Raw genomic sequence first — 20,120 nt, forward strand, 5'->3', positions numbered from 1 at the left:
TTCTAGGCCAAGAGCCGAGGATAAAGGTTTAAGGTGTGCTAAACGATCCTGTATGGCCACCGAGTTCAGATCGGTCAGCACAACCGACGAGGATCCCGGTGACCGTTTCCCACAGGTTGCCATATCGCCGCAGTCTCGTGATTTTCCTAAATCACAGTGGAGCTACAGCCAGATAGCATTATCCCAGGAGCCGCAGGAGTAGTCGCCACCGGCTTCGGTAAGGCACTCTTTGACCTGAATCATATCAGAACCGATACTGAGGTTTACTCGGGGATAGCTAACGGCCTTTTCCTGGTATGCGCTAGTGCCGGAGGCGCTGACGCTATAGGGAGACGTAGTTCCACCAGCAGCAAGGCCAAATCGGATATAGAGACGGGCGCCGTGGCTGTCGCTGGCAGTGTCGGTGACCGCGATGATGACCTGAGCATTGTTGTTACTGTCAGTAACAAAGGTCCCACGCCCGTAAACGCCAACTACATCTCCCGCCGTCCCACTTGCAGTCCAGTCGGGGGTGATCACGGCGGCAGCCGGTGTGGCACTTACGACAACAGCGCCGAAAGCTAATGCTCCTGCAGTTAAGGCAAGGGCTGATTTCTTCATCGAGAGTCCTTTCATGTACGCCAGACTAAGCAGACTTAAGCAATGCCTAGTACGCGGTGGCCGCCACGGGGAATGGGTGCCACGCGGCGAAGGTCGAGTGAATCCTTAGGTCATCACCTCATGAACGTATTCCTTCGGCCTGATCCTCAGCATGCCAAAGAGATGTCAAGAAAATCAAGAGGTATGTTATGACCACATGCAAGCTTTCCACATTCGAACTGACAGGATGCCCTTGCCACCGTGACGCCGCCCTCGTCGACGAGACCGTCTCGGGCAAGCCAGATCAACTGGCTAGTCTTCGGGAAACCTTGCGGAATGCATACTTCCCCGGCCTCTTGGGCAGGCGAGACGGAAGGGGCCAGCACCGCCTCGGACCACCTGGCTCACCCAACAACATCGCGACGGCTATCACGTGGCTCGACGTCGCTCGCTGTGGGGCCTCAGCAGCTGGGCGGCGGCATTGCCCTGCTGCCGTCTAGACGAGACGCGGGAGAGCCGGAAATGGGAAGGTGATCGTTTCTGATTTATTTCGAAAATCCCGGAGCGATTCCGGACGCCGTTTATTCAAATTAAGGATATCCGTGTTATTCCTATGATTCAGGAACTCTTAGAGCACCTACTGAGGTTGAACTCATGGTGTCGTAGGTCCTGACGTGCCTTGTTTGCCGGGTACATCGGCATGATGAGGTACGCACAAGGCCGGAGGACTGTCCGCCGAGCGAAGAGCGTTCCGCGAAAAGCTGCGACTGCAGGCTGCCGAGAGGTTCGCCCGCGATGAACCCAGCACGACCGTTGCCCGGGACTTGCGGATCAGCCTCCGGTCCGTTCAGCGATGGAAAGGGACTGGCAAACCGGAGGGACCGGAGCGTTACGCTCGCACGGGCCTGCCTCCCTGCCCCGGCTCGGTGAGCGGCAACTCGCCGTCTTGGAGCAGGAACTGGTCAAAGGGCCCGTCTGGCACGGCTGGCCGGACCAGCGCTGGACCCTGTCCCGGGTCAAGACCGTGATCGGCCGGCGCTTCCATCTGACCTACACCCTGCAAAGGGCGCGCAAGCTGCTGATCCGCAACGGCTACTCCTGCCAGGTCCCGGCCCGCCGCGCTCTGGAGCGAGATCAGGCGGCGGTGACCGGGTGGTGACGGATCTGAACGGAGATGATCTTGCTGTGGATCAGAAGGTGGCACGGTGGCTGAGGCCGTGACGATCGCGGACTTCGGTGCGCGGCATACGGGCCGGGACGGTCGCTGGCAAGGCTCTCCTCCGTCGAGCCTTGCCACCGGGCGACCATGGCTGAGGTGACAGCAACATCCCCATATACCGACCAACCCGCGTCACCATCCACACACGCCTGATCCCAGGCCCGACCTGCCGAGGGGAGGTGGTTGTCCCGCCTGAAAGTGAACGGTTAGGCTGCCGCGCCGCTCTCGGTGCTCGGGCCTGGCGGTCCTGAGCCCCGGGTCGGCTTGCCGCCGGATGACGTGATGACTGGCTGGCCTTGGGGGCGGGACATTCGCGGGATGATCTTGCAAAAGATGCGGGCTGTTCGTAGCGTTCGCGCAGATCACACCATGCGAACTGGCCGTACGGCCGCTGCTCTCCTAAAGCGGGTGTCCTGGACGAAGGTTGCTCGGAGCGTTTAACGCTCTGGATGCACCTGGAGAAGACTCAGGCGCCTTGTAGCGATGGCTCTTCCCAATGCCTTCCCCGGCCGGGCACGTCAGTTCGGCAGAAGAGGTGTTTATGCAGGTAGAAGGTATGCCCTGTTGAGGGCGCGTGGGTGTCTCATAATCCCTGGGTCGCGGGTTCGAGTCCCGCCTGCCCTACCTCTTGCGACCATCAGGAAAGCGCCTCTGACCTGGTGTTTCCCGGCCAGGGTTCTCGGTCGTGCGTGGCTGTGCCGAATACGTGCCGGAGTTTCTAGGAGGCCGTCGGTTCACACGGTGGCCCGGTTTATGGCGTGAGGTTCTGCCGGTGCTGCCAGGCGAGGTCCAGTACGGCCGCGCCCGCGGCCTGTATCGGCTCGTGGTGGACGTATCGGCTCACCTGGTCGGCCTGGAACGGGATGCCGGCGACCTCGACGACCCGCCCCTCGTCGTTGTCGTTGACGATGTCCTCGAAGAGCTCGTCGAACACCTCCGCCTCGATCACGGTGACGGCCAGGATGTCCGCCGCGAACGTCAGCGGGTCGATCCCCAGGCCAAGGACGAAGGAGCGGAGGCGACCGTCGGCCTTCACCTGCTCCATCCGCCGGTAGAAGGGCCAGGACCCGTAGGAGAAGGCCTCGCCGTACACCTCGGAGCGCCCCAGGAACTCCTCGCTGTACTCCCGCGCCATGCCTTTCCAGAGGTCGAAGTCCTGGCTGGACGACGCGGCGCTGATCTGCTGGAAGACGCCCACCGGCATGACCTGGTAGAGGCCACCCGCGTGCGCGACCTTGGCGGGGTCGCGCCAGTGCAGGACGAATGTCATGTCTCCGGTCCGGTCCTGCCGCAAGGTCAGCATTGAGACGGCGGGGAGCACGACGCGTCTACTCAGGTCGGTGGGGTCTCCGACGAGGGACCGGAAAGGGAGCCGTTCTTCATGGAGAAGCCGGGCCGACGCCAGTTCGTGCGCCGCGGTCTCCCCGACGTTGACACCGTCGAAGTAGGAACCGCCGGTGAAGCTCAACGTCGGCCACGACACGTCAAGCAACCGGTAGCACGGCCGGTTCTCGAACAGGGCGGGTCTGTCGTGACGGGCGATGGCCTCGGAGTAGTTCGCGCTGTCCTCAGGAAGGGCCGGACGGGCTTCCGGCTCCTCGCCCGTCACCACCGGGGAAGGAGCCTGATCGCTCCACTTCAGGGTGACCCGGTCGAGGGGGAGCGGCTCGTTCAGCAGCCAGTCCTCACGGGTCAGCAGGGGCGTCGCCCCCACCCGCCGGTAGCCGTCATGGAATCGACCGGCGACGCGAGCGAGGTCGTGGCGGTGACCGTTCATGTAGCCACGTACGTCCCGCCAGGCCGGGCGGGAACCGGTCGGCCGCTCATTCACACTCATCGTGCCTCCGGGGCAGAGGTGGCGTCGGCCACCAACTCTAGGCAATGCCTGATAAATGATCATCTCGGACGCGGTTGGGTGATCGTCCGTGGCGCGACGAGTGAGCTGACCGACAGGGCCTGGCAACGGATCGAGCTCCCGCCGGCCGCGAGGGACTCCAGGGGAGACGCCCCCTGGCGTGACCTGCCGTGAGGTCGTCAACGGGCTCCTGTGGCCGGAGCCCCTGGTTGAAGGTATCCCCGAGCGCTACGGTCCCTGGCAGATCCGTTACGAACGATTCAAGCGCTGGGACGAGGACGTCGCCTGGGCCAGGGGACTGGAAGAACCGCAGGTTAAGGGCGGCATCGGCTCGACCATCGCCTGCCTCACCAGCACGCCGTCGGAGCCAGAGAAGGGGAAGACGCGGAACAATCGCAAAGACGACAGGCCCTCGGACGCTCCCGCAGCGGACTGACCACCAGGCCCCACCTGACCGGCGGCGACATCGCCGGCGGCACCGTCTTCGACGCGGTCACGGCCGCCTTCCGGCTGCGCCGCGTCGACCGGCCCCGCACCCGCCCGGATCGTGTGCCGGGCGGCAAGGGCCACTCCTTCAGGAAAACCCGGCGGCACGGTATCGAGGCGGTCGTCCTTGAGCGCGGGAAGCAGGTCGCCAACCGCAAACGCAAGGGCAGACGGCATGCCGTGTCACAGGGGCGCGGGTGCCTCATGGTCTCCGGACCGTGGGTTCGAGTCTGCCTCTCCTGCCTCTCACGACCACCGGGAAAGAGCCCCTGGCCTGGTGTTCCACGGCCAGGGGCTTCGCCGACCTTCCGGTTGTGCCGGTCCTCCGCAGAGATCTATGCCGCTCGGGGTCGCATCAGTCGTACAGGGTGGTGCTTCGGTACCACACCGTGCCCGGGAAGTTGACCGAGGACACCTCGCCCACCCCCACCCGGGGGCCGGTCATGGCGACCCATCCCACCGCGGGGTTCACGTGCACGCCGCTCACGTAAACCGCTTGTGTGCCTGTGCCGCCCGTGCACTTGCTGTGGACGACGTACCCCTCCTGCCAGGTGGTGCAGCCCGTCAGGGTGGCGTGGGCGGGGGACGCGGTGCCCACCAGCAGCGACGCGGTGAGCAAGGCGGTGGCGGACATGGCCGTAAATCGACTTCTCATGTGTGCTTCCTCCGGTTTCAACGGCAAAGCCACTTCCGGTATGAAATTGTCCTAAATGGACAATACGGACCAGGAGGAGCCAGGCAAGCGCTTTCTGTGCCTTCACCAGGCTGAGAACGCCCTGCGGTGACGCCTTGTCGTTTCTGACAATCCGTTTTGACTTCGCCGCCCACGAAATCGTCGGGATGGTCAAGGGCCGGCTCGAATGACCCGGCCTGCTGAACGGTTTTCTCTGCGGGGCCGGACCGGCGATCCCTGACCTGGCCTTCCGGCTCTCTCGTGAGAACGGGAGCGGCGGGGTCCGAGACCGGACGGCCTCGGACGGTTCGCGTGGATGCCCGTGTCCTCGCCGTGGTGTGGGATGGCGATATGTGACGGATCGGGAGGGATGACTATTGGCAGTTGTCTTTGTGAAAATTACCGTCAGTTCATGATGCGACGGATATCTCTTCTGTTGATCTTCGGCCTTCTTCTGTCCACTCCTGGAGTGGCCTTCGCCGAGACGGGCACCCCCATCTACGTCGGCGACTCCTTCGGGACCAACGGCCGCTGCACGGTCGGAGCGGCCGTTCCCGGCGGGTTCGTCACCTCCGGGACCTGCGGCTCTCCGGGCGAGACCGTGCGCGCGGCGAACGGGGCGGTCGTGGGGACCGTCCGTGCCTCGACCCACCCCATCCCCTCCAGTGCCTGGGTCAGCGTGACCTCCGCCTGGGAACCGGTCGGCGTCCTCAGAGTCCCCGGCGGCCGTGACCTGCCGGTTCGTGGCAGCACCCCGGTTCCCGTCGGCTCCCAGGTCTGCGGCTTCGGCGGTACGACCGGGTGGCGGTGCGGCACCCTGCTCGGCAGGAACGCCTCGCTGAGCCTGCCCCAGGGAACGGTGACCGGCCTGCTCGTGACCAGCATCTGCTTCGAGCCCGGCACCCCGCCGGGATCTCCCCTCTACGCGAACGGCCAGCTGCAGGGAATCCTGCTCGGCTTCTCCGGCAACTGCAGCGCGGGAGGCCGTTCCTACTACGTGCCCATCAACGAGATCCTGCGGCGGTACGGACTGACCCTGCTCACCTCCCCCTGACCTCCGGACACCGGAGCACGCGTGACCGGCCATGATGAGGGGCCGTCCAACGGGAACCCGGGGGGCGGCCTCTCGTCATGGGGAGCGGGCGAGAACCCGGAGCCCGGGATCGGGTGAAGGAGGGTGACCAGTTCTCACGAACGGAGCCCACGTTTGATCGCCCAAACCGAACCGGACGACGCGGAGGTGATCGCCCGCGCCCGGCGTGATCCCGCAGTGTTCTCCGTGTTGTTCGACAGGCACGCTCCCGCGCTCCATCGATACGTGACCCGCAGGCTGGGCGAGTCGCTGGCCGACGACGTCGTGGCCGACACCTTCCTCGCGGCCTTCCGCAGGCTTGGGCGTTATGACACCGCCCACCGAGACGCCCGCCCGTGGCTGTACGGGATCGCCGCCAACCTCATCGGTAAACACCGCCGCGCCGAGGTCAGGGCGTACCGGGCGCTGGCCAGGACCGGGACGGACACGGTGGCGGAGAGCTACGCGGACCGGGTGGAGGCTCGCGTCTCGGCCTCGGCGGCACACCGGGAGCTGGCCGAGGCGCTCGCGGTGCTCTCACCGCAGGACCGCGAGGTGCTGCTGATGGTGGCCTGGGCCGACTTCAGCTACCAGGAGGTGGCGTTGGCCCTCGGCGTACCGGTCGGCACGGTGCGTTCGCGGCTGCACCGAGCCAGGAGGAAGACCCGTGCGGCGCTGGGTGCCGATCCGTCAGCCGTCGTTGAGGAGGACACCCGTGGATGACCTGAAGTTGCTGAACGGCATGCGAGCGGACGCGCCCGAGCCCGGCGCGGACCGGCTGGACGCCCTGCGCGCCCGTGTGCTGAGGCCTCGCCGCCGGTTCCGGCTCGTACCGTCCCTGCTCGTGACGGTCAGTGCGGCGGCCGGCGCGGTGGCCGTCGCGGTGGTGGTCAACGGCGCCGTCCCGCCGCCTCAGGGAGTACGCCCCTCGGTCGCCGTCGAGACGAGGCCCATGAACGCGGCGGTCGTGCTGGTACGGGCCGCCCAGGTGTCCGAACGGCGCGCGCTCACCCCGGAACCACGCGCCGACCAGTGGCTGTACCGGAAGAACATGGTCAAACAGCCGAACGACGCGGCGCCCGAGACGCAGGAGTCCTGGACCCGTTACGACGGCACGCGGCGGGCCGTACGGTGGGGGCGGGGACCACTGGAGCAGTTCGGTTCCACGCCGGACCCGGACGACGACGACCTGACCCCGCGTGAGTACGTGGCCAGGCTGGCCGGACTGCCCACCGACCCCGACCGGCTGCTTGCACACGTCAGGAGCGACCGGCACTGGGAGACCAAGCCCAGGTGGGACACCGGCGAACCCCCGGACGCGCGGGCCTTCCGGGTGCTGTCGGTCTACCTCGACCAGGAGGTGCCGGTGCCGCCCAGGCTGCGTGGGGCGATCTTCCGGGCCCTCGCCAGGATTCCGGGCGTGCGGGTGGACTCCGGCGTGCGCGACGCGGCGGGCAGGGCGGGCATCGGGATCGCCTACGAGCGGGGTGCCCCGGGAGTCGGCACCGAGCACGACACGGACGGTCAGGTGATCTCCAGGTCGTACCTCGTCCTTGACGCCACGACGTACGAGTTCCTCGGCACGCGGGTGGACTACGTACGGGACGAACTCATCAACGGTGAGATCGCCTTCCCGGCGGGCAGCTTCTACGCCACCGCCGAACTCGCCAAAGGCATTGTGGACAAACCAGGCAAACTTCCCGGTTCGTAGGTGTGAACGGACAACCTTGCCCGCCGAGGCCTGCTGGACGTGCTTTCGCGTCGTCTCGGCCATGGCCTCTGGCCGGAAAGCGGATGGCCGTGACATCCGAGCCGCGGGAGCCAGGCTGTGTCCCGGCGGATGGTACGGCGGAGCCGGGTGGTCCACGGCGGTGGGACGTCGACCAGATGCGGCGGTTCCATCCGAGCCGGCGAACCGGGAGGGTCGGCTACTCGGGAAAGCACATCGGGCCGACGCCGGGAGAGTCGGCGTTCCGGTATCCCGTGTTCAAGGCCCGAATCGACGACTATCTCGGCGCGATGGTCCCGGAGGCGCTGGGCGTGGACGAACGGCTCGTCGACAAGTACTCGGCCGTGGAACTCCGTACCCGGGACGCGGAGCGGCCGTTCGGGCCGGAGGCCATCTCCGTGGGGACCCTGCACGCGGCCGGTGTGCCGGCCGCGTTGTTCCAGCCGGCCGTACTCGACGGGCAGGCGGAACTGGTGGCCGTCGAGGAACCGGAGACCGCGCTCCACCCCGCTGCGGCGGGGGCGTTGTTCGACGCGTTGACGGAGGCGAGTGAGTTCGTCCAGGTCGTGATCACCACTCAGAGCGCCGAACTGCTCGACCGGGACGGCATCGATCCGGCCTCCGTCCGGGTCGTGGCGATGGAGAACGGGGTGACCGTGGTCGGCGAGATCGACGGGGTCAGCCGCACCCTTCTCGAAGAGGGGCACGCCATCCTTGGCGAACTGTTGCGCGACGGTCAGCTCCGGCCGGAGACAGGCGCATGAGCGGCCCGGTCACGATCGCCTCCATCGTGGAGGGCGACGGTGAGGTGTCCGCGCTTCCTGTCCTGCTTCGCAGGATCGCCGGGGCGCTTTCGCGTTGGGACGTACGGATCTCTCCGCTCCGCCGTGTCCCCCGCAGCGGACTTGTCGCCCGTGGCGGGGTCGAGAACGCGGTCCTCCGGGCGTCCTACCAGCTCACCGGTGCGGGGGAGGAATCCTGCTGCTGATCGACTCAGATGACGACTGTCCGGCCGCTCTCGGTCCCAGGCTTCTTGAGACGTCGAACGGCTTCTGCTGGGAAGGCCGTGATCTCCCGGAAGCGTCGAACTCCGTGCCCTGTGCCGGAGTCTTAGTCGGTATGAGGTCCTGGGGTTCTCTTGGGTGGTTGGTCGTGGTGGCGGTGTTGCTCGGATTGCTGGTGGCGGGGGGCGTGTGGTGGGCGCTGACCGCGGTGGGGGAGGCGTTGTGGAGCGACATACCGATATTTCACCCCTTCCCTGATGGCGGCCTCTGACGTTCCCCGGGTGCGGCGCGTCCCAGGGGACGCGCCGCACGGAGGTCAGGCGACCTTGGGGGAGGGAGCCTTCCAGGTGTTGCAGGCGCCGGGCTTCCCCGATCCGTAGCCGGTCTTGAACCAGGCGAGACGGTTGGCGGGCTTGCCGTACCACTTGGGGATGAACTTGCCGTACTCCTTGGGCGTTCCCGCGGAGAGCAGACGCCCCCAGTCGCGGGCCGTACGGCCGAGGCTCCTGACGGACACTCCGGCCAGGCAGTCGGCCTGCTGGTAGAAGCGGTGGGTCTGCTCGTTCATCTCGGCCTCCTCGCCGTCGTAGCGCAGTGCCCACCAGGCCTCGCTGATGCCCGTCTGCGTCTGGACGAACCCGGCGTAGGCGCGGGCGACCCCGACGAGGACGGGCAGTTCGGACTTGGCCTTGATCCAGTCGGAGCGCAGTTGCACCTCGACGGAGCGGTTGCAGCCGGCGGCGAGGGAGCCGGACACCTTGATGCCGGTGTAGCAGGGGCTGTGCTCGTAGGTGTCCTTGATCGTCACCTCGGCCGGGACGAAGTCCTTCACCCGCTTGCCCCAGGCGGTGTTCAGGCAGCCGACGACCTTCTTGAGGTAGGCCGTCGTTGAGGCCTTGGTGGTGCCCTTGACCGCCTTGCAGGAGATCGAGGGCAGGGCGGGCACCGTGTAGAGCGGGTTCTGGGTCAGCTCGGGCGCGCCGACGACGGGGTACGCGGACGCGGTGACCGGGGTGGAGAACAGCAGAGCCAGGACTCCGGCGGAGACCGTCAAAACACGGCGAGTTGTCATAGATCATGATCGTAGGGAGCGGTAATCCCGCACGGACACGTCGTGATCATGTCGTGCTCCAAGGTCTCCAAGGACCCCAGGCCTCCGAGAACCCCAAGCATCCTAAGCACCCCAAGGACTCCAGGGCTCTCAAGGCCCCGGTCTCCAGACTTCGGTCTCCAGGCTTCGGGGTCCTCGGGGCTCCAAGATCCCAAAGCCCCGAGGACCCCGAGGCTTCAAGACCCCCGGGGTTCCCGCCGGTGGGATGTCACTGCCTGCGGCGGAGGTTGCCGTCGTCGAGGCGGGCGTTGACCAGTTTGCCGATAAGACCGATGAGCTGGTCGCGCTCGGCGCGGGTCAGCGTCTCCGCCCAGTAACGCTCCCTGGCGTTGTACACGGTGAACGCCTCGACGAAGGCGGTCCTGCCCTTCTCCGACAGGGTGACGACGTGGGTCCTGCGGTCGCGTTCCGACAGGCGGCGCTCGATCATCTCCTGGCCGACGATCTTGTCGAGCAGGGCGGAGGCCGCGGCCCTGCTCATCCCGGAGAGCCTGATCAGGTCCCGGGACTCCATCTCCCCGTACATGTAGAGGATCAGCAGCAGTTTGAGCGTGGGGGCGGCGACGGCGTCGGCGCGCCTGAGGGTGGCGGACAGGTCGTAGAACACGAGGCTCGTCGCGCAGTGCAGCGTCATGCACAGCCGCATGGCCTCGTCGTCGACCCCGGGGATCTGCGGGGGGACGGACTCGACCGCCTGGCCGATCAGGGACCACATGGTGGTGTCCTCCACGGCGTCGGGCGCGGTCTCGGCGTTCGGTGCGCGGTCACTGGGCAACGGCACGGCTCCGCTTGTCTGGGTGGTGGGAACGATCAGGACATTCAACCATCATGATGACTGCCAATGTATTGACGGTCAATCTATTGACAAATTTTGCGGCGCTGCCCACGCTGGTCGAACCCAACCGAGAGTACGGAGACACCGCCGCATGATGAGGTATCACTCCCTGGGCGTTAACGGTCCCAAGGTGTCCGCGCTGAGCATCGGCTCCTACCACACCTACGACCGGATGCGTCACGAGGACATCGTCGAGTTCCTGACGACCGCGAGGAACGCGGGGGTCACGTGGTTCGACGTGGGCCACTACACCTCGGCCGCCCGGCCGGACGATCCGGTCTCCGAGACCGACATGCGGTTCGCGGCGGCGCGGGACGCGGCGGGCATCGCCAGGGAGGACTACTTCCACACCGAGAAGCTCTGGTACGGCGGGCCGCGCCCCTCCTTCCGCGACCAGCTCGCGGAGTCCCTGCCCCGGGCCAGGGTGGACGCGGCCGACTGCGTCATCTACAACCCGGACACGGCCTACTACTTCCAGACCGTCGTGGACATGAAGGACATCGTCCGTCAGATGGCCGGGCTGGTGGAGGCCGGGCTGACCAGGTACTGGGGCATCAACCACGCGACCCCCGCCGAGATCGACGAGGCCTGCGCCTACGCGCACCAGGAGGGCATGCCGCTGCCCAGCGTGCTGCAGCTGCCGTACTCGGCCATCGCCAGGAAGATGGGCGAGGACAGTGAGCTGGCCGAGGTCATGGAGCGCTGGGACCTGGTCATCCAGACGACGAACGTGCTGGCCGTCGGTGTGCTGGCCGGGCGGCGCGCCGCCGGCAGCGAGCGCCCGCTCGGCCCCACGGGCATGACCAGGCACGCCGAGAAGGTCCGCGACGCGTTCGCCGCACGGGCGGAGGCGCTGGGCGCGACCGCCGCGCAGCTCGCGATCGCCTTCGCCCTCACCCACCCGCGTACGGCCTCGGTGCTCTTCGGAGCCAGCAGCGTCGGACAGCTCAAGGCCAACCTCGGCGCGCTCGACCTGGTGAACAGGCTGGGCACGGAGGGCGTGCGCGCCGCCGTCGCCGACCTGCCACAGAACCCGGACGAGCTGCGGGTCGGAGAGATCGACACCGAGCCCGCCGTGGGCTGACCCGCGCGCGAGCGCACCCGTCGGGGGACAAGCTCCAACCATCTGTTTTGAAGAAAGGCCGACCCGTGAGCCCAACCACCACGCGCATCCGACGCCTGATCGCAGTCGCCGGTGCCACCGGTCTCGCGCTGGCGATCACCTCCTGTTCCAGCGAACGCGGCACGCAGAAGACGGCCGCGGGCGGCGACAAGGCGGGGACGTTCGTCTTCGCCGCCGCCTCAGAGCCGGTCGCGCTGGACCCGGCGTTCGTCGCCGACAGCGAGAGCACACGGGTCGCCAACCAGATCTTCGAAGGTCTGGTGTCGATCAAGCCCGGCACGGCCGAGCCCGCGCCGGGCCTGGCGACCTCCTGGTCGCAGACCGACGACGGCCTGAACTACACCTTCCAGCTCCGCAAGGGTGTGAAGTTCTCCGACGGCACACCCTTCGACGCCGAGGCCGTCTGCTTCAACTTCGAGCGCTGGTACAACTGGAACGGTCCTTTGCAGGCCGAGAACATCAGCAACCTGTACCAACTGGTCTTCGCCGGCTTCAAGACCAGCGACAACCCGGCGCTCACCAAGAGCATCTACAAGAGCTGCGCCGCCGAGGGCGACGCGGTCACCATCACGCTGACCCGCCCCTACGGCAGCCTCATCCCCGCGCTGGCCATCTCGTCGTTCGCCATGCAGAGCCCGGCCGCCCTGAAGCAGTACAAGGCCGACGACCCCGGCGCCTCCGGCGACGTCCGGCGCAACGAGTACTCATCCGCCCACCCCACCGGCACGGGACCGTACCTGTTCGAGTCATGGGAGAAGGGACAGCGGCTGACGCTGCGCGCCAACCCCGGCTACTGGGGCGGGAAGCCGAAGATCGACAAGATCGTCGTACGGATCATCCCGGACGGCACCGCCCGGCTGCAGGCGCTGCAGAGCGGTGAGATCGACGGCTACGACCTGGTCGCGCCCGCGGACGTGCAGGGGCTGTCCGGCGCGGGCTTCCAGGTCCTGCCCAGGGAACCGCTCAACATCCTCTACCTCGGCATGAACCAGGCCGACCCGCTGCTGGCCGACATCAGGGTCCGCAAGGCGATCGCCCACGCCCTGGACAAGCAGGCGATCGTCTCCCAGACGCTGCCCGCGGGAACCAAGCCCGCCGAGCAGTTCATCCCGCCGCCGGTCAACGGCTACGCCGACAGCGTCGCCACCTACGACCACGACCCGGCCAAGGCGAAGAAGCTCCTCGAAGAGGCGGGCGCGGTCGGCAAGACGGTCACCTTCAACTACCCGACCGGTACGTCGAGGCCGTACATGCCGAGTCCGGAGGACACCTTCGTGGCGATCCGCACCCAGCTTGAGGCCGTCGGGCTGAAGGTCAACGCCGTACCGGAGAAGTGGAGTCCCGAGTACCTGGAGAGGATCAAGGCCAAGACCGACCACGGCCTGTACCTCCTCGGCGGGACGGGCATCATGAACAGCGCCGACACCTTCCTCGGCATCTTCTTCGGCCGCAAGACCGTCGAGTGGGGCTTCGAGGACAAGAAGCTGTTCGAGTCGGTCGCCGCGGCGCGCAGCGCGCGCAACCTCACCGAGCAGGGCGAGAAGTACGCCACGGTGAGCAAGGAGCTCATGGACCTGCTGCCGGGCATCCCGGTGGCCCACCCGGTCCCCTCGCTCGCGCTCTCGCCCAGGATCTCCGGTTACGTCACCAGCCCGCTCGCGGCCGAGGTGTGGAACAACCTCCAGATCAAGGGCTAGGGAACAGACGACATGATCGCCTTCGTCGCCCGGCGCCTGGCCCTGGTCGTGCCGGTGCTGTTGGGCCTCAGCCTGCTGCTGTTCGTGTGGCTGCGGCTGCTGCCCGGGGACCCGGCGCGGGCACTGCTCGGCGAGCGGGCCACCCAGGAGGGGATCGACCGGGTCAACCACCTGTACGGGTTCGACCGGTCGCTTCCCGAGCAGTTCCTGCTCTTCCTCGGGCGGCTCGCGCGGGGCGACCTCGGTTCCTCCATCAGGACGGGCCAGAGCGTGGTGGACAGCTTCCTTGAGCGTTTCCCGGCGACCGTCGAACTGGCGGTCGCCGGGCTCGGCCTCGCGGTCGTGGCCGGCATCCCGCTCGGCTACCTCGCCGCCCGCCGCAGGGGCGGTCCGCTGGACCACCTGTCCGTCGGGGCGTCCCTGCTGGGGGTCGTGGTCCCGGTGTTCTTCCTGGCCTACCTCCTGAAGTACGTCTTCGCGATCCGGCTCGGCTGGCTGCCGACGGCGGGACGCCAGGACGTCAGGCTCGACGCGACCCACCCGACCGGCCTGTACGTGCTGGACGGGGTGCTGACCGGGGAGTGGGACGCCGCCTGGGACGCCCTGCGCCACCTGATCCTGCCCGCGATGGCCCTCGGGGCGATCCCGCTGGCGATCATCGTGCGGATCACCAGGGCCTCGGTGCTGGAAGTGATGAACGAGGACTTCGTCCGCACCGCGCGCGCCAAGGGCCTGACCCGGGCCGTGATCCGGCGCAGGCACGTCATGCGCAACGCGCTGCTGCCCGTCTCCACCACGATCGGCCTGCAGGCCGGTGCCCTGCTGGCCGGGGCGGTGCTCACCGAGACGGTGTTCGCGCTCAACGGGGTCGGGGAGTTCCTGTTCACCGCCGTCAACCATCTGGACTATCCGGTGCTCCAAGGATTCGTGCTGTTCATCGCGGTCATCTACGCGATCGTCAACCTGCTGGTCGACGTGTCGTACGCGGTCATCGACCCCAGGGCGAGGCAGCGATGAGCGCCCCGACCGCCGCAGCCGTCCCGGCGCGGGCCGGCGGGACGTGGGGGGTCGCGCTGCGCCGCCTGCTCCGACGCAGGTCCGCGGTCGCCGGAGGCGTCATCGTGCTGTTGTTCACGGTGATCGCGCTCGCCGCGCCGCTGCTGACGCCGTACGAGCCGGGCAGCGCCGAGTGGGCGGGGAGGATCACCCCGTCGTCGGTGCCGGGGCCGGGCCCCGGCCACCTGCTCGGCCTCGACAGCTTCGGCTCCGACCTGTTCACCCAGCTCGTGTACGGCGCGCGGCAGTCGCTGGTGATCGGTGTCACCGCGACCGGGCTCGGCCTGCTCGTCGGGGCGCTGGTCGGCCTGCTCGCCGGAGGGCTCGGCGGCTGGGTCGACACGTTGGCGATGCGGGTGACCGACGTGATGCTGTCGATCCCCGCGCTGCTGCTGGCGGTGAGCGTCGCCGCCGTGATGGGCCGCAGTCCGGTCGCCGTGATGATCGCCATCGCGGCGGCGCAGGTTCCGGTCTTCGCCCGCCTGCTCAGAGGGTCGATGCTGGCCCAGCGAGGCCTGGACTACGTGGTCGCGGCCCGCTCGGTGGGCGTGCCGACGAGCCGGATCGTGTTCGGCCAGATGCTGCCCAACTCGGTCGGTCCGGTGATCGTGCAGGCCACCCTCGTCCTGGCGACGGCGACGATCGAGGTGGCCGCGCTGTCGTTCCTCGGCCTCGGGCAGGCCGACCCGACGGTCGCCGAGTGGGGCCGCATGCTGGTCAAGGCACAGGCCAGGCTGGAGAGCGCCCCCCATCTGGCGCTGCTGCCCGGCGCCTGCATCGCCGTCACGGCGCTCGGCTTCACCCTCGTCGGTGAGGCCCTGCGCGAAGTCCTCGACCCGAAGACCACGAGGTGACCATGTCCCTGCTCGACGTACGGAACCTCCGGGTACGGTTCGCCTCCGCCCAGCCCGCGATCGCCGCCGTGGACGGCGTCAGCCTCACCGTCGAGGCCGGGGAGGTCGTGGCGCTGGTCGGCGAGTCCGGCTGCGGCAAGTCCGCGACCGCGCTGGCGCTGCTCGGGCTGCTGCCCGCCTCGGCGCGGGTCGAGGGCGAGATCGTGTTCGACGGCGAGGACCTGACCACGCTGAACGACCGGCAGCTGTCGGCCAGGCGCGGCCGTGACCTGGCGATGGTCTTCCAGGACCCGATGACCTCGCTCAACCCGGTCGTGCCGATCGGCGTGCAGATCACCGAGGTCCTGCTGCGGCACACCGACCTGTCGAAGGCGGCGGCCGGGGCCCGCGCGGAGGAGCTGCTGCGCGAGGTCGGCATCCCCGACCCGCGCCGCAGGATGCGGCAGTACCCGCACCAGCTCTCCGGCGGCATGCGCCAGCGTGTCATGATCGCCACAGCGATCGCGTGCGGCCCCAAGCTGCTCATCGCCGACGAGCCGACCACGGCGCTCGACGTCACGATCCAGGCCCAGGTCCTCGAACTGCTGGCCAGGCTGGCCCGGGACCACGGCGCGGCCCTGCTGATGATCACCCACGACCTGGGCGTCGTCGCGGGCCTGGCCGACCGGGTCAGCGTGATGTACGGCGGGCGGGTCGTCGAGACGGCCTCGGCGGAGGAGCTGTTCCGCAGGCCCATGCACCGCTACACCCGTGGCCTGCTCGCCTCGATCCCGGCTCTCGACTCCCCGCGGGACACGCCGCTCACCCCGATCCCCGGCTCGCCGTTCGACCGGCTGCCCTGGGAGTCTGGGTGCTCGTTCGCGTCCCGGTGCGCGGTGGCCGACGAGGCCTGCATGGTCCCCGGCCTGCCCATGACCGAAGACTCTCCCGGCCACCGGTTCCGGTGCGTCCACCCGGCGGGCGACGCCCCCGTCCCCGTCTCCGCCGCTGTCACGGCGCGGGAGTCCGCCGCCCCCGCCGAGGGGGAGAGCCCCGAGCCGCTGGTGCGGATCAGCGACCTGCGGGTGCGCTACCCGGCCAGGCGCGCCGCGGTCACCAACCGCCCCGTCGAGTACGTCCGCGCCGTGGACGGGGTCAGCCTGGACCTGCCGAAGGGGCGGACGTACGGGCTGGTCGGGGAGTCGGGCTGCGGCAAGTCAAGCCTCGGCCGCGCGCTGCTGCGTCTCGAACCGGTCGCCTCGGGCAGAGTGCTCTTCGACGGCGTCGACCTGGCCGGGATGCGGGAACGCGCGCTGCGCCCGATGCGCCGCCGGATGCAGATGGTCTTCCAGGATCCGATGGCCAGCCTCAACCCGCGCCAGAGCGTCGGCGACATCCTGGAGCTGTCGCTGCGTGTGCACGGCGTGCCCGGCGGGCGCGGGGAGCGGCGCGCCAAGGTGCTGAACACGCTGGACCAGGTCGGGCTGCCACGCACGGCCGAGCACCGCTACCCGCACGAGTTCTCCGGCGGCCAGCGCCAGCGGGTCGGCATCGCCAGGGCGATCATCCTCGAACCCGACCTGCTGATCGCCGACGAACCGGTCTCCGCGCTCGACGTCTCGGTCCAGGCGCAGATCGTCAACCTGCTCCAGGAGGTCAAGCGGACGCTGTCGCTGACGACGCTGCTGATCGCCCACGACCTGGCCGTGGTGCGGCACATGAGCGACACGGTCGGCGTGATGTACCTCGGCAGGCTGGTCGAGGAGGCGGACTCGGGGGAGCTGTTCGAACGCCCGCTGCACCCCTACACCGTGTCGCTGATGTCGGCGGTTCCGCTGCCCGACCCGGTGGCCGAGGCGCGGCGGGAGCGGATCATCCTCAGCGGGGACCTGCCGAGCCCGGCCGCCCCGCCGAGCGGCTGCCCCTTCCACACCCGCTGCCCCTTCCGCAGGCAGACCCGCTGCGCTGAGGAGGTCCCGCAGGTCAGGGAGGTCGTTCCGGGGCACCGCGTGGCCTGCCACTGGGCGGAGGACATCGCGGGCCTGGCGTGAGGACCGCGCCGTACGGACGGCGCCCCCACCGCCCGACGGGGCTTCGGCCGGTGGGGGCGCCGCCCTCTCCCGCCACGGCCTCCGCCGGGCTCCGCGGGCGTAAACCATGTGCGAACTGTCGGTGGGGCAGGCAAGAATGCGGAGCATCATGGTTATCTCCCCAACGCTTCCGTTCACCGCCACGACGTCGCTCAACGGCGACATCGTGGTCTTCTACGTCGGCCCCGAGCCCCGCATGACGGCCGAGCAGGCGCTCGCCTTCGCCGACCTGCTCCGCGACCTGGCGACCGAGCCCGCCTGTCTCAGCTGACCGGGAGGGCGGGGACGGCCGGTCTTCCGGTCGTCCAGCCCGCCTCAAGGACCACCTCGACCTGGTCGTCCCCGTTGCCCGGCTTGCCGGTGACGGTCGAGGACAGCACCTGTGAGGAGACGGGGTCGATGACGAGGGTCCGCCGCACGGCCACCGGGAGCCGTGTGGCGCCTGCGGTCTGCAGGGTGAAGGAGAAGGCCGCCCCGGCCCTGCCCCTTTCGTCCTTCGTCTCACCGAGATAACGCACCTCGGGCAGGTCGGCGAGCGCCCGGTAGGCGGCGGCGCGCACCTTCGGCGGCGACGGCTTGCTCCACAGCAGGCCGCTGAGCGCGTCCGCGACGACGCCGTCGAGAGAGCCGCCCGGCGCGTCCCTGACCAGTTCGGCGACCTGTTCCCGCAGGGCGCCGGGGTCGGTGGGCAGCGCCCTGATCTGTTCGAGGGTCATCGGCTTTCCCGCCATGCTGAACGCCGTCCCGTCGGTCACGGCCCTGAGCCGGCCCCGGTCGGGTGCGGCGGACAACGTCCCGCCGGGCACCGGCCACGTGGCGGGGGAGCCGTCACGACGCCAGGCCTCCTCGTCGGCCTCGCCCGCCGGGCGCGCGCCCAGGGAGCGGGTCCCGACCCAGATCCCGTCGCCGTCCTCGGCGACCCACTGCTCGGTGAGCCGTGACTCGACGACCCGGTAACGGTCGCCGTCGCGGCCGAACGACTCCGGGTAGGTCCGCCGGTTCAGCTTGCTGACGTGCCAGTACGGGCCGTCGGCGGCGATGTCCGCCTCGGCGGTCACCGCGGCGGCCAGCAGGATCGACCGCCCGGAGCCGGTCGCGCTCTCCGTGACGTACGGCGACGCCGCCGAGGAGGGCGCCCGCCCCGGTCCGGCGGTCGTGGCCCCCGTGACCACGACCGCCACCGCCACCGCCGTGGCCACCACCGTGCCCACCGTCGCCGTGGCGGCGAGCACCCCGGTGATCCCCTTGACGAACCTCAGGCGTGGCCGCCTGGCCTCGGCGTCCAGGGCCTGGCGCACTTTGGCCTTGAGGATCGGGTCGGGCCGTGGCTCGCCGTACAGCTCGCGGAGTGTCTCCAGCTCATCCACGGCGGGTCTCCTCGGGGTCGAGCATCGGATTGGTCTCACCCAGGACGGCGCGCAGCTTCCGCCTGGCCCGGTTCAGGCGTGATCCCACGGTTCCGTAGGGGATGCCCAGGGCCGCCGCGACCTCCTCGTGGCTGAGGTCGGCGAGGGCGACCAGGAGCAGCACGTCGCGGTCACGCTGGTGGAGTTCGGCGACGGCGGCGGCGAGACTCGGCCGCAGGCTCTCCGCGCTGACCCGCGCCGCGACGCGATCCTCGTGCCCGGGGGCGTCGGGGGCGGGGCCGTGCCGGCCGAGCGCGCGCAGCGTGCGCACCTCGACGCGGCGCTGCCTGCCGATGAGGTTGGTCGCGATGCCGTACAGCCAGGCGCGGACCCCGGCGCGGGACGGGTCGTAACGCGACCGTTTGCGGAACGCCGTGAGAAAGGTCTCCGAGACGATGTCCTCCGCGACGTCGTCGCCCAGCCGCTGGGCGGCGTAGCGGTGGATCTCGGCGAAGTGGGCGTCGAAGATCGCGCCGAACCATTCGGCCTCGTCGAGGGAGTGAGGCACGGCCTCGGGGCTCCCCGTACGGACGGCCCATGAGATCGAGGTCACGAAGGTCTCCCGTTTCCAACGCGGTCGGCGGTCACCCCTTCTCACCCGATCCACCGGATCGCTTTCACGGACTCGCCCTCAGCGGGTTCCCGCAAGGATGTCGCGGGCGTCCATGAGGGCGAAGCCGAGCAGGTTCAGACCCCGCCAGGTGGCCGGGGAGGCGGCGCGTTCGTCGTCGGCGGTCAGTCCGATGCCCCAGATCGGGTCGACGGGACTGGCCTCGACCAGGACCCGGTCCCGGGTGCCGAGCAGGAAGTCCCCCAGCTCCGGGTGCGCGCCGAACTTGGCGGCGTTGCCGCGCACGACGGTCGCATACCGGTGCTCTGCCCACACGGCCTCGTCGAAGCCGCGGACCTCGCGGCCGAGTCTTTTGGCCTCGCCGGGGTGCGTGGCCGTGAGGATCGCCGCCGCCGTCTCGTCGTCGCCGAACAGCCACGCCTTGTGCGCCATCATGTGGTGCTCCGCCGAGGGGAAGAGGTGCTCGCCGCCGCCGAAGGCGTTCTCCGCCGGGAAGGGCGCCCGCCACCACTGGCTGAGGCATCCGGCACCGGCGCCGCCCCCGCGCGGCGGCCGGTGGCCCCAGAAGAACAGGTAACGCAGCCGTCCGCCGTCACGCTCGGCGGCGACGGCCTCGGCGATGGAACGCGGCAGTCCGGTCAGGTCGGGCACCGTCACACCCTGCCACGCAGGGTCGGCACGCGGCCAGCGGTTATCCGCGCGGGCGACCGGCCGGGTAGGGCGACGGCCTCCGCCCGTGCCGCGCCGTGTCACGGCCGCAGGCCCCGTACGCCGAGGGGCC

The 20,120-nt window shown here is 69.0% G+C and carries 22 protein-coding genes; 13 read left to right on the top strand and 9 right to left on the bottom strand.

What is annotated here, in order from left to right; genetic code table 11:
* Positions 1-162: 162 nt before the first annotated feature.
* Positions 163-615, bottom strand: a complete 453-nt coding sequence (locus ABT340_RS01530; protein ID WP_352008675.1) for a hypothetical protein — start codon at positions 613-615, stop codon at positions 163-165.
* Positions 616-1,340: 725 nt separating this feature from the next.
* Here ABT340_RS01530 and ABT340_RS42425 point away from each other — a divergent pair.
* Both ABT340_RS42425 and ABT340_RS01535 read left to right on the top strand, forming a co-directional pair.
* Positions 1,341-1,607: a helix-turn-helix domain-containing protein gene (locus tag ABT340_RS42425; RefSeq protein WP_502992424.1), complete on the top strand. Its 267-nt coding sequence runs from the start codon at positions 1,341-1,343 to the stop codon at positions 1,605-1,607.
* On the top strand, positions 1,526-1,738 hold the full coding sequence (locus tag ABT340_RS01535) for a helix-turn-helix domain-containing protein (protein ID WP_352008676.1): 213 nt from the start codon (positions 1,526-1,528) through the stop codon (positions 1,736-1,738). Before ABT340_RS42425 ends, ABT340_RS01535 begins: the two co-directional genes overlap by 82 nt.
* Positions 1,739-2,549: 811 nt before the next feature.
* Here the strand turns inward: ABT340_RS01535 and ABT340_RS01540 are convergent.
* The 3 genes from ABT340_RS01540 to ABT340_RS01550 form a co-directional block, all read right to left on the bottom strand.
* A complete protein-coding gene (locus ABT340_RS01540; RefSeq protein ID WP_352008677.1) occupies positions 2,550-3,635 on the bottom strand; it encodes a hypothetical protein in 1,086 nt (361 codons plus the stop codon).
* Positions 3,636-3,902: 267 nt separating this feature from the next.
* Entirely contained in the window at positions 3,903-4,316 is a 414-nt protein-coding gene (locus ABT340_RS01545) for a hypothetical protein (RefSeq protein WP_352008678.1), read from the bottom strand.
* A gap of 178 nt (positions 4,317-4,494) precedes the next feature.
* The gene (locus ABT340_RS01550) at positions 4,495-4,794 is read right to left on the bottom strand and encodes a hypothetical protein (RefSeq protein ID WP_352008679.1); all 300 of its coding nucleotides are present in this window, start codon (positions 4,792-4,794) and stop codon (positions 4,495-4,497) included.
* A 430-nt stretch (positions 4,795-5,224) separates the two neighbouring features.
* Here ABT340_RS01550 and ABT340_RS01555 point away from each other — a divergent pair, with 430 nt between their 5' ends.
* From ABT340_RS01555 to ABT340_RS01575, 5 genes are all read left to right on the top strand, one after another.
* Entirely contained in the window at positions 5,225-5,866 is a 642-nt protein-coding gene (locus ABT340_RS01555) for a S1 family peptidase (protein ID WP_352008680.1), read from the top strand.
* A 153-nt stretch (positions 5,867-6,019) separates the two neighbouring features.
* Positions 6,020-6,607, top strand: coding sequence for an RNA polymerase sigma factor (locus ABT340_RS01560; protein ID WP_352008681.1), 588 nt, complete (start codon positions 6,020-6,022; stop codon positions 6,605-6,607).
* Positions 6,600-7,595 (top strand): CU044_5270 family protein, encoded by a 996-nt coding sequence (locus tag ABT340_RS01565; RefSeq protein ID WP_352008682.1) that lies wholly within the window; start codon positions 6,600-6,602, stop codon positions 7,593-7,595. The genes ABT340_RS01560 and ABT340_RS01565 overlap by 8 nt, the downstream gene beginning before the upstream one ends.
* Positions 7,596-7,867: 272 nt before the next feature.
* Entirely contained in the window at positions 7,868-8,377 is a 510-nt protein-coding gene (locus tag ABT340_RS01570) for an AAA family ATPase (RefSeq protein ID WP_352008683.1), read from the top strand.
* Positions 8,374-8,601, top strand: coding sequence for a hypothetical protein (locus tag ABT340_RS01575; RefSeq protein ID WP_352008684.1), 228 nt, complete (start codon positions 8,374-8,376; stop codon positions 8,599-8,601). Before ABT340_RS01570 ends, ABT340_RS01575 begins: the two co-directional genes overlap by 4 nt.
* A gap of 332 nt (positions 8,602-8,933) precedes the next feature.
* Here ABT340_RS01575 and ABT340_RS01580 read toward each other — a convergent pair whose 3' ends face one another.
* The gene (locus tag ABT340_RS01580; protein WP_352008685.1) at positions 8,934-9,689 is read right to left on the bottom strand and encodes a neutral zinc metallopeptidase; all 756 of its coding nucleotides are present in this window, start codon (positions 9,687-9,689) and stop codon (positions 8,934-8,936) included.
* A 247-nt stretch (positions 9,690-9,936) separates the two neighbouring features.
* Positions 9,937-10,509: a MarR family winged helix-turn-helix transcriptional regulator gene (locus ABT340_RS01585; RefSeq protein WP_352008686.1), complete on the bottom strand. Its 573-nt coding sequence runs from the start codon at positions 10,507-10,509 to the stop codon at positions 9,937-9,939.
* A 184-nt stretch (positions 10,510-10,693) separates the two neighbouring features.
* Between ABT340_RS01585 and ABT340_RS01590 the strand changes: the two genes are divergently transcribed.
* The 6 genes from ABT340_RS01590 (at position 10,694) to ABT340_RS01615 (ending at position 17,633) form a co-directional block, all read left to right on the top strand.
* Positions 10,694-11,647 (top strand): aldo/keto reductase, encoded by a 954-nt coding sequence (locus ABT340_RS01590; RefSeq protein WP_352008687.1) that lies wholly within the window; start codon positions 10,694-10,696, stop codon positions 11,645-11,647.
* Between the two features lie 65 nt (positions 11,648-11,712).
* Positions 11,713-13,383 (top strand): ABC transporter substrate-binding protein, encoded by a 1,671-nt coding sequence (locus ABT340_RS01595; RefSeq protein ID WP_352008688.1) that lies wholly within the window; start codon positions 11,713-11,715, stop codon positions 13,381-13,383.
* Positions 13,384-13,395: 12 nt separating this feature from the next.
* A complete protein-coding gene (locus ABT340_RS01600; protein ID WP_352008689.1) occupies positions 13,396-14,400 on the top strand; it encodes an ABC transporter permease in 1,005 nt (334 codons plus the stop codon).
* Positions 14,397-15,293, top strand: a complete 897-nt coding sequence (locus ABT340_RS01605; protein WP_352008690.1) for an ABC transporter permease — start codon at positions 14,397-14,399, stop codon at positions 15,291-15,293. Before ABT340_RS01600 ends, ABT340_RS01605 begins: the two co-directional genes overlap by 4 nt.
* Before the next feature lie 2 nt (positions 15,294-15,295).
* A complete protein-coding gene (locus tag ABT340_RS01610) occupies positions 15,296-17,323 on the top strand; it encodes an ABC transporter ATP-binding protein (protein ID WP_352008691.1) in 2,028 nt (675 codons plus the stop codon).
* Positions 17,324-17,471: 148 nt separating this feature from the next.
* Positions 17,472-17,633, top strand: coding sequence for a hypothetical protein (locus ABT340_RS01615; RefSeq protein WP_352008692.1), 162 nt, complete (start codon positions 17,472-17,474; stop codon positions 17,631-17,633).
* Here ABT340_RS01615 and ABT340_RS01620 read toward each other — a convergent pair.
* From ABT340_RS01620 to ybiA, 3 genes are all read right to left on the bottom strand, one after another.
* On the bottom strand, positions 17,626-18,729 hold the full coding sequence (locus ABT340_RS01620) for a CU044_5270 family protein (RefSeq protein ID WP_352008693.1): 1,104 nt from the start codon (positions 18,727-18,729) through the stop codon (positions 17,626-17,628). The genes ABT340_RS01615 and ABT340_RS01620 overlap by 8 nt on opposite strands.
* Positions 18,722-19,321, bottom strand: coding sequence for an RNA polymerase sigma factor (locus ABT340_RS01625; RefSeq protein WP_352008694.1), 600 nt, complete (start codon positions 19,319-19,321; stop codon positions 18,722-18,724). Before ABT340_RS01625 ends, ABT340_RS01620 begins: the two co-directional genes overlap by 8 nt.
* A gap of 78 nt (positions 19,322-19,399) precedes the next feature.
* Positions 19,400-19,996 (bottom strand): riboflavin biosynthesis intermediates N-glycosidase, encoded by a 597-nt coding sequence (gene ybiA, locus ABT340_RS01630; protein ID WP_352008695.1) that lies wholly within the window; start codon positions 19,994-19,996, stop codon positions 19,400-19,402.
* Positions 19,997-20,120 lie beyond the last annotated feature (124 nt).

Source organism: Streptosporangium sp. NPDC000239 (genome assembly GCF_040300765.1).
Classification (GTDB): domain Bacteria; phylum Actinomycetota; class Actinomycetes; order Streptosporangiales; family Streptosporangiaceae; genus Streptosporangium.